Annotated in this window: 9 protein-coding genes and 2 tRNA genes; 6 read left to right on the top strand and 5 right to left on the bottom strand. The window is 64.3% G+C overall.

Features of this window, described 5'->3' with window-relative positions; genetic code table 11:
* Positions 1-6 precede the first annotated feature (6 nt).
* Positions 7-1,566: a DHA2 family efflux MFS transporter permease subunit gene (locus ACVOK8_RS06930; protein WP_481566184.1), complete on the top strand. Its 1,560-nt coding sequence runs from the start codon at positions 7-9 to the stop codon at positions 1,564-1,566.
* Between the two features lie 176 nt (positions 1,567-1,742).
* Here the strand turns inward: ACVOK8_RS06930 and ACVOK8_RS06925 are convergent.
* Positions 1,743-1,829: transfer RNA gene (locus ACVOK8_RS06925), tRNA-Leu, on the bottom strand.
* A gap of 227 nt (positions 1,830-2,056) precedes the next feature.
* Positions 2,057-2,143 (bottom strand) — tRNA-Leu (locus ACVOK8_RS06920).
* Positions 2,144-2,259: 116 nt separating this feature from the next.
* Here ACVOK8_RS06920 and rnr point away from each other — a divergent pair.
* The 3 genes from rnr (at position 2,260) to ACVOK8_RS06905 (ending at position 6,842) form a co-directional block, all read left to right on the top strand.
* Positions 2,260-4,776 (top strand): ribonuclease R, encoded by a 2,517-nt coding sequence (gene rnr / locus ACVOK8_RS06915; protein WP_481566183.1) that lies wholly within the window; start codon positions 2,260-2,262, stop codon positions 4,774-4,776.
* A 123-nt stretch (positions 4,777-4,899) separates the two neighbouring features.
* Positions 4,900-5,643, top strand: coding sequence for a 23S rRNA (guanosine(2251)-2'-O)-methyltransferase RlmB (gene rlmB / locus ACVOK8_RS06910; RefSeq protein WP_296252531.1), 744 nt, complete (start codon positions 4,900-4,902; stop codon positions 5,641-5,643).
* 8 nt (positions 5,644-5,651) lie between these two features.
* Complete coding sequence (locus ACVOK8_RS06905; protein WP_481566182.1) at positions 5,652-6,842, top strand: DmpA family aminopeptidase; 1,191 nt, start codon at positions 5,652-5,654, stop codon at positions 6,840-6,842.
* 270 nt (positions 6,843-7,112) lie between these two features.
* On the opposite strand, the gene ACVOK8_RS06900 is transcribed toward ACVOK8_RS06905, so the two are convergent.
* From ACVOK8_RS06900 to ACVOK8_RS06890, 3 genes are read right to left on the bottom strand one after another with little or no spacing between them, the layout of a single operon-like run.
* On the bottom strand, positions 7,113-8,540 hold the full coding sequence (locus tag ACVOK8_RS06900) for an efflux transporter outer membrane subunit (RefSeq protein ID WP_481566181.1): 1,428 nt from the start codon (positions 8,538-8,540) through the stop codon (positions 7,113-7,115).
* An 8-nt stretch (positions 8,541-8,548) separates the two neighbouring features.
* Positions 8,549-10,501 carry a MacB family efflux pump subunit gene (locus tag ACVOK8_RS06895; protein WP_481566180.1) on the bottom strand — a complete coding sequence of 651 codons (1,953 nt, stop codon included), beginning with the start codon at positions 10,499-10,501 and terminating at the stop codon, positions 8,549-8,551.
* On the bottom strand, positions 10,498-11,841 hold the full coding sequence (locus tag ACVOK8_RS06890; protein ID WP_481566222.1) for an efflux RND transporter periplasmic adaptor subunit: 1,344 nt from the start codon (positions 11,839-11,841) through the stop codon (positions 10,498-10,500). The genes ACVOK8_RS06895 and ACVOK8_RS06890 overlap by 4 nt, the downstream gene beginning before the upstream one ends.
* Positions 11,842-12,038: 197 nt before the next feature.
* On the opposite strand from ACVOK8_RS06890, the gene ACVOK8_RS06885 reads away from it, so the two are divergent.
* Entirely contained in the window at positions 12,039-12,767 is a 729-nt protein-coding gene (locus ACVOK8_RS06885; protein WP_481566179.1) for a response regulator, read from the top strand.
* Positions 12,764-14,164 carry an ATP-binding protein gene (locus ACVOK8_RS06880; protein WP_481566178.1) on the top strand — a complete coding sequence of 467 codons (1,401 nt, stop codon included), beginning with the start codon at positions 12,764-12,766 and terminating at the stop codon, positions 14,162-14,164. Before ACVOK8_RS06885 ends, ACVOK8_RS06880 begins: the two co-directional genes overlap by 4 nt.
* The last annotated feature ends 264 nt before the right edge of the window (positions 14,165-14,428 follow it).

Below are 14,428 nucleotides of genomic sequence, written 5' to 3'. Positions count from 1 at the left end.
GTCACCATGTCCGCTCAAGCTCCCACGGCGCCGGCCACGACGGTCGGCGCAGGGCCAGCCAATGTTGCGTTGTGCACGGCAGGCCTGGCGCTGGCCTCGTTCATGCAGGTGCTGGATACCACCATCGCCAACGTCTCGTTGCCGACCATCGCCGGCAACCTCGGCGCCAGTTCGCAGCAGGCGACCTGGGTCATCACCTCGTTCGCGGTGAGCACCGCGATTGCGTTGCCGCTGACGGGGTGGCTGAGTCGTCGCTTCGGCGAGGTTAAATTGTTCATGTGGGCGACGATCGCGTTTTCGATCGCATCGCTGTTGTGCGGTATCGCCCAGAGCATGGGCATGCTGGTGGTATCGCGCGCGCTGCAGGGTTTCGTGGCCGGGCCGATGTACCCGATCACCCAATCACTGCTGGTGTCGATCTATCCACGGGAGAAGCGCGGGCAGGCGCTGGCTTTGCTGGCAATGATCACCGTGGTCGCGCCGATTGCAGGGCCAATCCTCGGTGGCTGGATCACCGACAACTACAGCTGGGAATGGATCTTCCTGATCAACGTACCGCTGGGCGTCATCGCCGCGGCCGTGGTCGGCAGCCAGTTGCGCCATCGTGTGGAAACCACCGAGCGGCCAAAGATGGACTACGTCGGTCTGGTCACCTTGGTGATCGGCGTGGGCTGCCTGCAGTTGATGCTGGACCTGGGCAACGAAGAAGACTGGTTCAACTCGACCAAGATCGTGGTGCTGACCTGCATCGCGGTGGTGATGCTGGCGGTGTTCGTGATCTGGGAGCTGACCGACAAGGACCCGATCGTCGACCTGAAGCTGCTGCGGCATCGCAACTTCCGCGCCGGCACCCTGGCGATGATTGTTGGTTACGCCGCGTTCTTCTCGGTGGCGTTGATGATCCCGCAGTGGTTGCAGCGTGACATGGGCTACACGGCGATCTGGGCTGGTCTGGCCACAGCGCCCCTAGGCATCCTGCCGATCATGGTGGCGCCGGTGCTGGGCAAGTTCGGTCACAAGGTGGACATGCGCTACCTAGCGACGATTGCCTTCTTCGTATTGTCAATGACCAGCTTCATGCGCTCGGGCTTCAACCTGCAGGTCAACTTCGAACACGTCGCCGGCGTGCAGTTGTTGATGGGTGTTGGCCTTGCGCTGTTCTTCATGCCAGTGCTGCAGATTCTGCTGTCCGATCTTGATGGGCGCGAGATCGCCGCCGGCTCCGGTCTGGCGACTTTCCTGCGGACCTTGGGTGGCAGCTTTGCCGCATCGTTGACCACGTGGTTGTGGGCGCGTCGTACCCAGCAGCACCACGCTGATCTGACCGAGCATGTGTCCTTGTACGATCCGAGCATGCATCAGCAGGTGACTGCGATGGGGCAGGGCGACCTGCAGCATGGTGCGGCGGTGCTCAACGAGATGATCAATCACCAGGCCTCGCAGATGGGCTTCAACGACATCTTCCTGCTGCTGGGCTGGGTGTTCCTGCTGATCATCGGCCTGGTGTGGCTGGCCAAGCCGCCGTTTGGTGCGGGAGCGGGTGCAGCGTCGGCAGGCGGGCACTAGCCTCTGGTTTGTAGGAGCGGCGCAAGCCGCGAAGCCGGCACCAATGGAACTACAGCAAAGCCCGCGATCCGAAGGATTGCGGGCTTCGCTGTTTGTGTAGTGCCGAGCATGGCTCGGCACTACAAAAGCATCGGGCACAAAAAAACCCGCTTTCGCGGGTTGTTTCGTTTGAGTCATGGTGCCCAGGAGAGGACTCGAACCTCCACGGAGTTGCCCCCGCTAGCACCTGAAGCTAGTGCGTCTACCAATTCCGCCACCTGGGCGACTCAGGAGCGAGATTATGTAGGACGTTGCTGGTGGCGTCAACAGGTTTGTGAAGAAGAAGCGCGGTCAGTGTAGCCCGGGTAAGCGCAGCGCCTGGGGGTAGCCACGGGGGCCTTCGAGCGTTGGGGGAAACCCGGGTGCGCTGCGCCTACCCGGGCAACCGTGGCCTGTTTGTTCAAGCCGCAGAAACGAAAAAACCCGCTTTCGCGGGTTTGATCTTGAAACGTGGTGCCCAGAAGAGGACTCGAACCTCCACGGAGTTGCCCCCGCTAGCACCTGAAGCTAGTGCGTCTACCAATTCCGCCACCTGGGCACTTCAGGCCGCGAATTCTGCAGAGGATGACGATCGTTGTCAACGCTTTTTCACAAACATCTAGCAGTGATCGTGTGTGTACGCTGTACACCTAGGTGCATGTACCATGGAGGCTGATGAAAAACAAAAAGACCACTGGGGCCGACAAAGCCCGCAAGTCCGCCACCGGCAGCAAGCCGGGCAAGGCGCCGGGCAAAGCCCCCAAAGCAAAAACCGCCAAGCTGCCGCCATGGATGCCGGAGAGTCTGTCCGCACCGGCGAAAGCGGGCGCAACAAAGCCAGGCAAGGCCGGCCCACGCGCTGCCGCCAAGCCAGGCAAGCGCAAATTCACCGACGATGCCGCCCCGCAGAGTTTCGTGCGCGGCCGTCGCAAGTCCGCTCCACCGGTTGCGGCCTTCGATGATCCGTATGCATCGCGCGAAGCCGAGCGCTACGCGCAGCCGATTGCCAGCCGCGAGGCCATCCTGCAGTTGCTGGACCGTTGCGAAGGACCACAGAACGCCGAGGAAATCGCAGCGGCCTTGGGCCTGACCGAGCCTGACCGTGCCGACGCGCTGTCCAAGCGCCTCGGCGCGATGGTGCGCGACGGCCAGTTGGTGCAGAACCGCCGCGGTGGTTTTGCTCCGGTCAGCCAGTTGAGCCTGATCCCCGGTGTGGTCATCGCCAACCCGGAAGGTTTTGGTTTCCTGCGCCCGGACGAAGGCGGCGACGATCTGTTCCTGTCGCCTTATGAGATGCGCAAGGTCATGCACGGTGATCGTGCACTGGCCAACGTCACCGGCATCGACCGCCGCGGCCGTCGCGAAGGCGCCATCGCCCGCGTGCTGGAGCGTGGCGTCAATCGTCTGATCGGGCATTTCAGCATCGAGGCTGGCATCAGCTACGTGGTGCCGGATGACAAGCGCATCCAGCGCAACATCCAGATCCCGGGCGACCTCACTGGTGGCGCCAAGGACGGGCAGCTGGTCGTCTGCGAACTGACCCATGCACCTGACTCGCGGCGTCCGCCAATCGGCAAGATCATTGCCGTGCTCGGCGACAAACTGACCCCGTCGCTGGTGGTGGAAACCGCTATCCACGGCCATGAGCTGCCCTACGAATTCCCGCCGGAAGTGCTGGACGAAGCCACTGCCGTGCCGTTGACGGTGGAAGCGTCGATGATCGGCAAGCGCGTGGACCTGCGCTCGATGCCGTTGGTTACCATCGATGGCGAGGACGCCAAAGACTTCGATGACGCGGTCTATTGCGAGCCGAACCGCGACGGTTTCCGTCTGGTGGTGGCCATTGCCGACGTCTCCAACTACGTGCGTCCCGGCACGCCGCTGGATGACGAAGCACAGCGCCGTGCGACCTCGGTGTACTTCCCCGGTTTCGTGGTGCCGATGCTGCCGGAGACGCTGTCCAATGGCATCTGCTCGCTGCGGCCGAAGGAAGACCGCATGTGCTTCGTCTGCGACATGCAGATCGGGCGCGATGGCCAGGTCAGCGAGTCGAAGTTCTACGAAGCGGTGATGAATTCACACGCACGCCTGACCTATACCCAGGTGTGGGCGGCGGTGGGCGAGGACGACGCGGACACCAAGGCCTTCATCGGCCCGTTGCTGCCGCAGATCCAGAACCTGCACCAGCTCTATCGCATCCTGTCCAAGGCGCGCGAGCGCCGTGGCGCCATCGAGTTTGAATCCTCGGAAGTGCGCTTCGTGCTGGACAACCGCGGCGAGGTCACCCAGGCCGGCATGATGGTGCGCAACGACGCCCACAAGCTTATCGAGGAATGCATGATCGCCGCCAACGTGGAGGCCGCGCGCTACCTGCTGTCCAAGCATGTGCCGGCGCCGTTCCGCGTGCACGAGCGGCCGCCGGAGTCCAAGTTTGCCGACCTGCTGGAGTTCCTCAAGGAATTCAAGCTGAGTCTGCCGCCGTGGAGCAAGGTGCAGCCGGGTGATTACACCAAGCTGCTGAAGAAGGTGCGCGAGCGCCCGGATGCGGCGTTGCTGGAGTCGGTGCTGCTGCGCAGCCAGTCGCTGGCGGTGTATTCGCCGGACAACAACGGTCACTTCGGTCTGGCGCTGGAGGCCTACGCGCACTTCACATCGCCGATCCGTCGTTACCCCGATCTGCTGGTGCACCGCGCGATCAAGTACGCGCTGACCGGCGGCCCGCTCGACAAGTACACCTATACCCCGCGTGAGATGGCTGCGTTGTCGCTGCAGTGCTCCGAGCGTGAGCGCCGTGCCGATGAGGCCGAACGCGAGGTCGACGAGCGTTTCCGCGCGGCATGGATGGAAAAGCACGTTGGCAGCCAGTTCGATGGCGTGATCAGCGGCGTGACCAGCTTCGGCCTGTTCGTCGAGCTGTACGAGTCCAAGGTCAATGGCTTGGTCCACGTGACCCAGCTACCGCACGACTATTATCAGTTCGATCCGATCCGCAAGACGCTCAGCGGCGACCGTCGCGGCAACGAGTTCCGGCTCGGTGACCGGGTCCGCATCCTGGTGCTCAAGGCCAGCATGGAGGAGCGCAAGATCGACTTCCGGCTGGTCGAGGACAAGGACGGCAAGGTCGACCCGCCGGCACCGGCGCCGCTGCCCGAACGGGGCAAGCCGGCCAAGCGCAGCAAGCAGAAGTATTGATGCCGGAAGCGGCCCTCGCAGTAGCGAAGGTCGCCTTTCCCGCACCCCGCAGGCCGGTGGCAGCTGCGGGCCGGGCCGAATCGGCCTACCATTGCCACCCCCAGAAGTCCCCATGTGACGCCCATGAGCAAGCAGAACCAGTGGATCGTCGGCGTCAATGCCGTTGCTTCGTCGATCGAGAAAGACCCCGAGAACGTCCGCGAGGTCCTGATCGAGGCCGGCGCCAAGAACCCTCGCCTGGTTGAAATCGAGGAAGAAGCCCTGCGCAAGGGCATCGACGTACGCAAGGTCAACGCTCAGGCGCTGGGCGGCGTGGCCGGCCAGGTCCGCCACCAGGGCGTGGTCGCGCGCTATGCCGCACCCAAGCTGTGGGACGAGAATGAGCTGAAAGGCCTGATCGAAGCAGCCGAAGGCAAGGCGCTGGTGCTGGTGCTGGACGAAGTGCAGGACCCGCACAACCTCGGCGCCTGCCTGCGCAGCGCGGCTGCCGCTGGCGTCACCGCTGTAGTCATCCCCAAAGACAAGAGCGCCCCGGTCAATGCGACCGTGCGCAAGGTCAGTGCTGGCGCCGCTGACAGCATCCCGGTGGTGTCGGTGACCAATCTGGTCCGCTGCATCAAGGACATGCAGAAGCTGGGCGTGTGGGTGTACGGCCTGGCCGGTGAATCGGACACCACCATCCACAAGCTCGACCTGCGCGGCAACGTGGCGCTGGTGATGGGCGGCGAAGCCGACGGCATGCGCCGCCTGACCCGCGAAACCTGCGACCAGCTGGTGCGCATCCCGATGCCGGGCGACGTTGAGAGCCTCAATGTATCCGTGGCGACGGGTGTGGCATTGTTCGAGGCAGTCCGCCAACGCCTGTAAGGAATACCATGCCCCGCACGCCGCATCGTCTTTTCCTCCGATTGACTGTGGCGCTGGCGGGGCTTTACGTCCTGAGCGCCGCCGCCCAGGACGCACCGCGCGTACGCGCACGCGACCTGGGCGTTGCGCCCGGCATCTTCAGTCCCGGCAGCAACAACGCGATTACCGACGTGGCCGGCGTTCGCGTTGGCCAGGTGACGCTGAGTACCGGCAACACGGTGCGCACCGGCGTTACCGCGATCCTGCCGCACCCGGGCAATGTCTATCGTTCGCGCGTGCCCGCTGCACTTCACGTGGGCAATGGCTTCGGCAAATTCATCGGCAGCACCCAGGTCAATGAGTTGGGCGAACTGGAAACCCCGATCCTGCTGACCTGCACGCTGTGCGTGTGGAAGGCGGCTGACGCGATGGCCGATTGGATGCTGGCGCAGCCGGACATGCAGCAGGTGCGCTCGCTCAATGTGGTCGTGGGCGAGACCAATGACGGTGGCCTCAATGACATCCGCGCCCGGCCGGTCACCGCTGATGCAGTGCGTCGGGCATTGGAAACCGCCAAGAGCGGACCGGTGCAGGAAGGCAGTGTCGGCGCCGGCACTGGCACGGTGGCATTCGGTTGGAAGGGCGGTATTGGTACCTCATCGCGCAAGCTGCCGGAGAGCCTGGGCGGCTGGACCGTGGGTGTGCTGGTACAGGCCAATTTCGGTGGCGTATTGCAGGTGGAAGGCGCACCGGTTGGGCGCGAGCTGGACCGTTATGCGTTCCAGAATGCGGTGGCCGCGCAGGGCAATGTGCGCGGGCTTGCCGATGATCGCGGCGATGGCTCGGTGATCATCATTGTTGCCACCGACGCACCCTTGTCGGACCGCAATCTGCGACGCTTGGCCTCACGCGGGATGATGGGTCTGGGGCGGACAGGTAGTTCAGCATCCAACGGCAGTGGCGATTATGTGCTGGCGTTTTCGACCGCGGAGTCGGTGCGGCGCGGGTTTGATGCGGCACAGCTGCAGACCACCGAGTTGGCCAACGAGCAGATGAGCGCGGTGTTCCAGGCCAGCGTCGATGCGGTGGAAGAGTCGGTTTACAACGCCTTGTTCATGGCGACCACGGTGAGTGGCAATGGACAGACCGTGGAGGCTATTCCACTGGATAAGGTGCGGGAGGTGTTGCAGCGGCATGGGGTTGCGCCGCCGGAGCGCTAGGGAACGCGGGGTATTGCAGATTGCGGCAAAGCTGGACGAAGTTCCTTCTCCCGCGAGCGGGAGAAGGTGCCCGAAGGGCGGATGAGGGGGATTTTGACTTTGCTCGAAGCAGTTTCTTCTACCGCTTGCGGGAAGAGGTGTCTCAAGAGCCTGTCCTGCGAAGGTGGGTAGTGCGAAAAGCAGAAGTGCGCTCTGATCAACATTTCCTCGCCAGGAGCTTCCCCTCACCCCAACCCCTCTCCCGCATGCGGGAGAGGGGCTTAAGCAGGTTTACTTGCTCGTCACCACCGCCCCACCACCCAGCGCCTTGTACAGCGTCACATCATTCACCAGCTGGCTGCGCTTGGTCTGCGCCAGCGACAACTCGGCGTTACGACGGGTCTGCTCCGCTTCAAGCCAGGTGCGCAGGTCGGTGGCACCGGCGCGATAGCGCACCTCATACAAACGCGCGATCTCCACCGCTTCGTCATATGAAGCGTGCGCTGCAGCCACCTGCTCAGCCAAACGCGTGCGCGCGGACAATGCGTTGTCCACTTCCGATAGCGCGGTATACAACGTCCGGCGGAAATCATTGGCTGCGATCTGGTAGGAAAGATCAGCCGACTTGATATCCAACTGCATCTGCCGGAATTTCAGGAACGGCAGACTCAAGCCCGCGCCCAAGGTCGCCACCGGATTGGTCAGCACATCACCCAGCGAAGTGGCAGAACTGCCTACCGAGCCACTCAGGCTCAAGCTGGGGTAATAGCTGGTAGCCGTCACCTTGATGCTCTTCAGCGATTGCCGCAGGCGCAGCTCGGCAGCGCGCAGGTCCGGCCGGCGTGCCAGCAATTCGGCCGGCATGCCTTCGACCAAGGCCGGGCTCTGCGCGACATCCAGATTTTGTGGCTCGTTCGCCAACGGCCAGGGCTGGCCATCGAGCAGCACGGTCAGCGCATTGCGGGTTTCCACCCGTTGCTGTTCCAACTGTGATTGCGCAGCCTTCTGGCTCTCTATGTTCTGCTGCGCCTGACGCACTTCCAGTCGAGAGACACCGCCAGCATCGAACTGGGTCTGCACCAATGAAGCAGTACGCTGCAGGCGCTCAAGATTGGCTTGGCCGGTGGCGATGGCTTGGTTGAGGTAACCCAGCTGCCAGTACAGTTCGGTGCTCTGGCCGACCAGGCTCAGCGCCGTGCTCTGCAGATCCTGCGCGGTGGCCTGCGCTTCCCAGCGGGCGATATCGCGCTGGCCGCGCAGCTTGCCCCACAGGTCCAGCTCCCAGCCCAGCGACAAGCTGGCGCTATTGTTGCGCGACCAGTCATCGCTGCTGTCGATGCTGCGGCTGCCACTGGCGCTCACCGAGCCATTGGCCTGTGGCCATAGATCTGCGGTAGCCAATCCAGCTTGGGCGCGGGCGCGCTCCAGCTTCAAACCGGCCGATGCCATGTCGGTGTTGCTGGCCAATACGCGCTCGATCAGCTGGTCCAGGTTCGGGTCTGCGAAGCCCTGCCACCAGGCATCGGCATGCACATCGGCAACCGGTGCGGTCACTTCGTGCTCGATGGCCTGCACCGGCGCATTGGCGGCAGCGTCGCCACGGCCATAGACATTGGGCACGCGCAGGTCGGCGGCAGGGTCGGCGCTGGGCGTGGTGGCGCAGCCGACCAAGGCGGCGGTCAGGGCGGCGGAGAGCAGCAGGGGACGCAGTGATTTCATGGTCATCTTCATTCGCGGGCCAAGGCCTCGACCGGGTCGAGCTGGGCAGCGTTGCGGGCCGGCAGGAAGCCGAACGCCACGCCGATCAGGGTCGAGCAGGCGAAGGCGGCAACGATCGAGCCGGTGGAGAACAACAGGGTGAAGCTGGCACCAAAGGTCTGGAAGGCCCAGCCGATCGACAGCGCCAGCGCGATGCCCAGCACGCCGCCAAGCAGGCAGACCAGCACCGCCTCGATCAGGAACTGCTGGCGGATATCGCTTTGCCGCGCACCTACCGCCATGCGCACGCCGATTTCGCGGGTACGTTCGGTCACCGATACCAGCATGATGTTCATCACGCCGATGCCGCCGACCACCAGTGCAATCGCGGCGATCGCGCCGATCAGCAAAGTCATGGTCTTGGTGGTGGACTCGATGGTTTCGCGGATCTCGGCGGTGTTGCTGAGGAAGAAGTCCTCGGTGCCGTGGCGCAGGGTCAGCAGCTTGGTGATCGCCGATTGCGCCGCATCCATCGGTGTGTCGTCCTTGACCCGCAGGGTGATGCCGCTCAGGTAGGTCTGTCCCAGCATCCGCGCCATCACCGTGGTGTAAGGCACCCAGACGCTGAGGTTGGTGCTGCCACCAAAGCCCATCGACTGACGCTTGGCTACGCCGATCACCCGTGCCGGCACATTGCCCAGCAGCACGACCTTGCCGAGCGGATCATCACTGCCGAACAGCTGGGTACGTGTGTTCTCGTCGATCACCACCACCTGTGCCAGGCCCTTTACCTCGCTTTCGTCGAAGTAGCGTCCGCTCACCAAAGTCATGCCCTTGACCCGGAAGTACTGGTCACCGATGCCGGCGACCTGCGCCGAGGCAGCCTTGTTGCCGACCCGTGCGGTCACCGAGCTGGATACGCTGGGGGTGACGCTGTCGATATAACTCTGCGTGGCCAGCGCCTCGGCATCGCCGCTTCTCAGCGTCTGCACGCGGCCGGAGCGCATGTCGCCGAAGCCGCGGCCCGGATACACATCGATGGTATTGGTGCCCAGCGAGGAAATGTTCTGCAGGATCTGCTGCTGCGAACCATTGCCCATCGCCACCACCGACACCACCGAGGCGATGCCGATGATGATGCCGAGCATGGTCAGGAAGGTGCGCAGGCGGTGCGCGTTCATTGCCAGCAAGGCCATGCGGAAGGCTTCGACGAAACGATCACGCGCGGCCTGGAAAGCACTGCCGCCGGTGCGCACAGGGGCAGGGCGTTGTTGCTTCTGCAGTGCTGGCACCTTGTCATTGCGACGGTCGGCGACGATCACGCCATCGTGGATTTCGATGATGCGTTGTGCGTGCTCGGCCACGTGCATGTCGTGGGTGACGATGATGATGGTCTGGCCTTCGGCATGCAGTTCGCCAAGGATGTTCATCACTTCCTCGCCCGATGCGCTGTCCAGCGCGCCGGTAGGCTCGTCGGCCAGGATCACCTCGCCACCGTTCATCAGCGCACGCGCGATGGAGACGCGCTGCTGCTGGCCGCCGGACAGCTGGCCCGGCTTGTGGCCCATGCGGTCGCTCAGGCCCAGCCGCGCGAGCAGCGCCTCGGCGCGGCTGCGGCGGGCCTCGGCCGGCGTACCGGCATAGATCGCCGGTACCTCGACGTTGCCGCGTGCATCCAGATCCCCCAGCAGGTGATAGCGCTGGAAGATGAAGCCGAAATGTTCGCGGCGCAGCTCGGCCAGTTCGTCCGGTTGCATGCGCCCTGTTTCGCGGCCGGCTACTTTGTAGGAACCAACGGTGGGGCGGTCCAGGCAGCCGAGGATGTTCATCAGCGTCGACTTGCCCGAACCGGACTGGCCAACGATGGCGACCATCTCACCGGCGTGGATGTCGAGGTTGACGTCCTTGAGCACGGCGATGGTTTCCTCGCCGGCTGGGAACTCGCGACGCAGATCGCGTAGTTGCAGCAGTGGTTGGCTCATCGGCGCGGGCCACCCATCATCGGGCCCATCGGACTACGTTGGTTGCTGCTCGACTTCTCGCCAGCGGTGACTTCGCCAACCACGACCAGCTCGCCTTCCTTCAGGCCTTCCAATACTTCGACGTTGGAGCCGTTGTTGAGGCCGACCTTGATCGTGCGCGGCTCAGGCTGCCCATCCTTGTTGACGACGCGCACCACGTAGCTGTTGCTCTTGGCCAGTGCGGCGGCATCCGGCTGGCGGCGTTGCTGGCGCTGGCCTTCCTGCTTGCTGCGGGCGGCGCGCTGCTCACCATTGGCGGCACTCGCGCCGGGGCCGCGGCCACCTTCAGGCACCTTGGGGCCGAGTGCTACGGTGGGAATCAACAGCGCATCCTTGGCCTGGGCGAGCATCACCGAGACCTGCGCGGTCATGTCGATACGCAGCGTGCCGTCCGGGTTCTCAACGTCGAATAGCGCGTTGTAGTACACGGCGGTGCTGGAGCTGGATGAGGACGAGCTGCTGGAGCTGGTGCTGTCGGTGCTGATCGAGGCCGGCGCCGGGTTCACCGTGCGCAGCGTGGCCTGGTACTTGTGGTCCGGCTTGCCGAGGATGGTGAAGTACACCGGCATGCCGGGCTTGACCTTGACCACGTCGGCTTCGGAAATCTCGGCATTCACGGTGACCAGGTCCAGGCGCGCCAGCTTGACGATGGTCGGTGCGGACTGGTTGGCGTTGACGGTACGACCTTCTTCGGCAACCACCGCGACCACGGTGCCGTCGATGGGCGCGGTGATGCGGGTATAGCCGAGGTTGGCCTGGGCGGTGCCCAGTTCGGTCTCGCGCTGGCGGATCTGCGCATCGAGCGCCCGGATCTGCGCACGGGTGCTGGCCAGGTTGGCCTCGGCCGACTCGTAGTCGGCGCGCGAGGTGGCTTCGGCGGCCAGCATCTCCTCCTGACGGGCGAAGGCCAGCTCGGACTCCTTCAGCGAGGCGGTCTGCACCGCACGCTGGGCGCGGATGTTTTCCAGCGCCGCTTCGGCGTTCTTCAGACTGTTTTCCTGGGTGACCGAATCGATCTCGGCGATCAGGTCGCTTTGCTTGACCACGTCACCCAGCTGCACCTTCAGCACCTTGATCTGGCCGGAGGCCTGCGCACCGACGCTGACCAGCTTGTAGGCATCGATGACGCCGGTGGCGTCGACGGTCTGTTCCAGGTCGCCACGGCTGACCGGCGAGGTGGCCATCGAAGGGGCAGCGGGCTTGCGCGTGGCCCAGAACACGCCGCCAGCGATCAGGGCGACGATGGCAGCGGCAAGCAGGATGCGGTTGCGGCGGGAGGAGGGCAGCAGCTTCACGGTGATCAGGCACTCAGGCTGGGCCGCAGCGTGCGGCGTTGATGCCAGTGTGGTCAGCGCCCTGTTCAGCCTCAAGGCACAGTGTGTGTCGGCATGTATCAGGTTCAGCCAGCCATGTATCGGCGTGTATCAAGTGCGGGCGTTGATACCTGTGGATACACTGCGGCCGCGCACGACGATCCGCTAGCATGGATCATTGGCCCATGACGGACATACAGACCTTGCACCGCTTGTTGGTGGTAGACGACGACAGTGACATCCGCAGCCTGCTGGCCGAGCAACTGGGCCGGGCCGGCTATGCCGTGAGCACGGCGGCCGATGGTAACCAGATGCGTCAGGTATTGGCGCGCGAGCACATCGACCTGATCGTGCTTGACCTGAACCTGCCGCGCGAGGACGGCCTGGCGCTATGCCGCGAGCTGCGCGTGCGTTCGACCACGCCGGTGATCATGCTCACCGCGCGCAGCGAGCCGATTGATCGGGTGCTGGGGCTGGAAATGGGCGCCGACGACTACCTGGCCAAACCATTCGAGCCGCGCGAGCTGCTGGCGCGCATCCGCAACGTGCTGCGCCGGACCGAGGCCTTGCCGGCCAATATGGAGCCGCTGGCGATGCGCCGGGCGTTGTTCTCGGGCTGGATATTCGATCTGGAACACAGGCATCTGATTGATCCGGCCAAGCGTGTGGTGATGTTGTCGGGGGCCGAGTTCCGTCTGTTGCGGGTGCTGGTGGCGCATGCCAACAAGGTGTTGTCGCGCGAGCAGCTGGTGTCGCTGAGCAGTGGCCGCAACTACGAGTCGCAGGACCGTGCGATCGACCTGCAGATCAGCCGCCTGCGGCAGAAGCTTGCCGATGCAGGCGGTGCCGATGGCCTGATCAAGACGGTTCGCAACGAGGGCTATGTGTTTGCCAGCGCGGTGACCCTGGAATGAAGCGGCTGCGCCTGTTCCTGTCGTCTATGGCCGGGCGGCTGTTCGTCATCCTGTTGGTCGGCATGATGGTGGCGGCGATAGGGGCGACGCTGCTGGCCGAGAGCCGTCGCCAGCAGGAATTCGAGCGGCAGAACCTGGCCCGTATCGCCGACCGGCTGCAGGGCTTCGTCAATCTGTTGGACGGCAATCCTGAGTTGCGTAGTCGCCTGCTGGCGGTAGGCGGACCCAGCGTGCGCGAGGTGAAAGGCGAGTTCCGCGTCGGTGATGTGGACGACGCCTTGATGGCGGTGCTGTCCGCACGCGGTGGCGCAGTCGCCAGCGCACAGGTACGTGCCAGCAGCTTCCGCGCCTGCATGCCGCCGTTGCCGGAATTCCTGCCGCCACCCGGGCGCGGACAGCGATCGCAGCACACGCGTGAGCGCGATCCGGCATTCACCCCGCCGCGCTGTCGTCTGGTGGAATTGAAGCTCACTGACGGTACACCGCTGCGGCTGGCGCTGGAGTCCCCGGCGGTGGCGAGGCGCAGTGGGGCGGCATTTGACCCGTGGTTCCTGTCGCTGCTGGCACTGGCGATCAGCCTGCTGGCCTATGTGGTTGCGCGTATCGCCAGCTCGCCGCTGCAGCGCTTGGCAAACCATGCCACCGAGCTCGGTCACGACCTGCAGCGTGAACCATTGCCGGTCAGTGGACCCTTGGAAGTACAACGCGCTGCCGAAGCCTTCAATGCCATGCAGAAGCGTCTGCAGCGCCACTTGAGCGAGCGCACGCAGATGTTGGCGGCAATCACCCATGACCTGCAGACGCCATCGACACGGCTACGGCTGCGGTTGGAAAACGTGCAGGACGAACAGCTGCGCGAGCGCCTGATTGGCGATCTTGCCGCGATGCAGGCCTTGATCCGCGAGGGATTGGATCTTGCCCGCAGTGCCGAAAGTGCCGAGCAACGTGCTGCGCTGGATCTGGACTCGCTGCTGGAAAGCGTGGTCGAGGACGCTGCAGAGTCTGGTCACGACGCTATGCTGGAGCAGGGCAGTGGGGCGGTGCTGATGCTGCGTCCGCTGGCGATGCGACGCTTGTTCTCCAACCTGGTCGACAACGCGGTGAAGTACGGCCACGCCGCGCAGGTGAGCGCACGCCGCGATGGCGGTGCGGTTGAGGTAGTCGTGCGTGACAACGGACCGGGCCTTGCCGAGGACGAGCTGGAAGCGGTATTCACGCCGTTCCTGCGCTTGGAGACTTCGCGCTCACGCGAGACCGGCGGTGCCGGCCTTGGCCTGACCATCGCTCGTGCGCTGGCTGAAAAAGACGGTGCCAGCCTGACCCTTCGCAATCACCCCGAAGGTGGCTTGGAGGCCATCGTTCGTTGGGATGCACCGCAGTGGCCAGCCAACGGCTAGCGGCAACGCCGGGCTGAGTGGTTGCAGGTGCGGTTGTAGGAGCGCCGTAAGCCGCGAAGCCACCGCTGTATCCGGCGCCAATGAAAGTGCGCTGCTGTCGCTGTGGCGATCGGGGCGACTGCCTTTGCAATCCGGGGGATCATCAGCTTCGCAGCTTACGCCGCTTGTGTCTGCCAGCCGAGTAGATTGTGGTTGAGAGCGGAGTGCGGCAGCCCGTTACGTCGCGGTGCCCAGAAGCACGTGTAGGAGTTGGGGCGCCGCACT

It is taken from the genome of Stenotrophomonas sp. STEN083, assembly GCF_056759195.1.
Note: the sequence above shows the minus strand (reverse complement) of the source record. Positions and strands in the feature narration are given on the sequence as shown.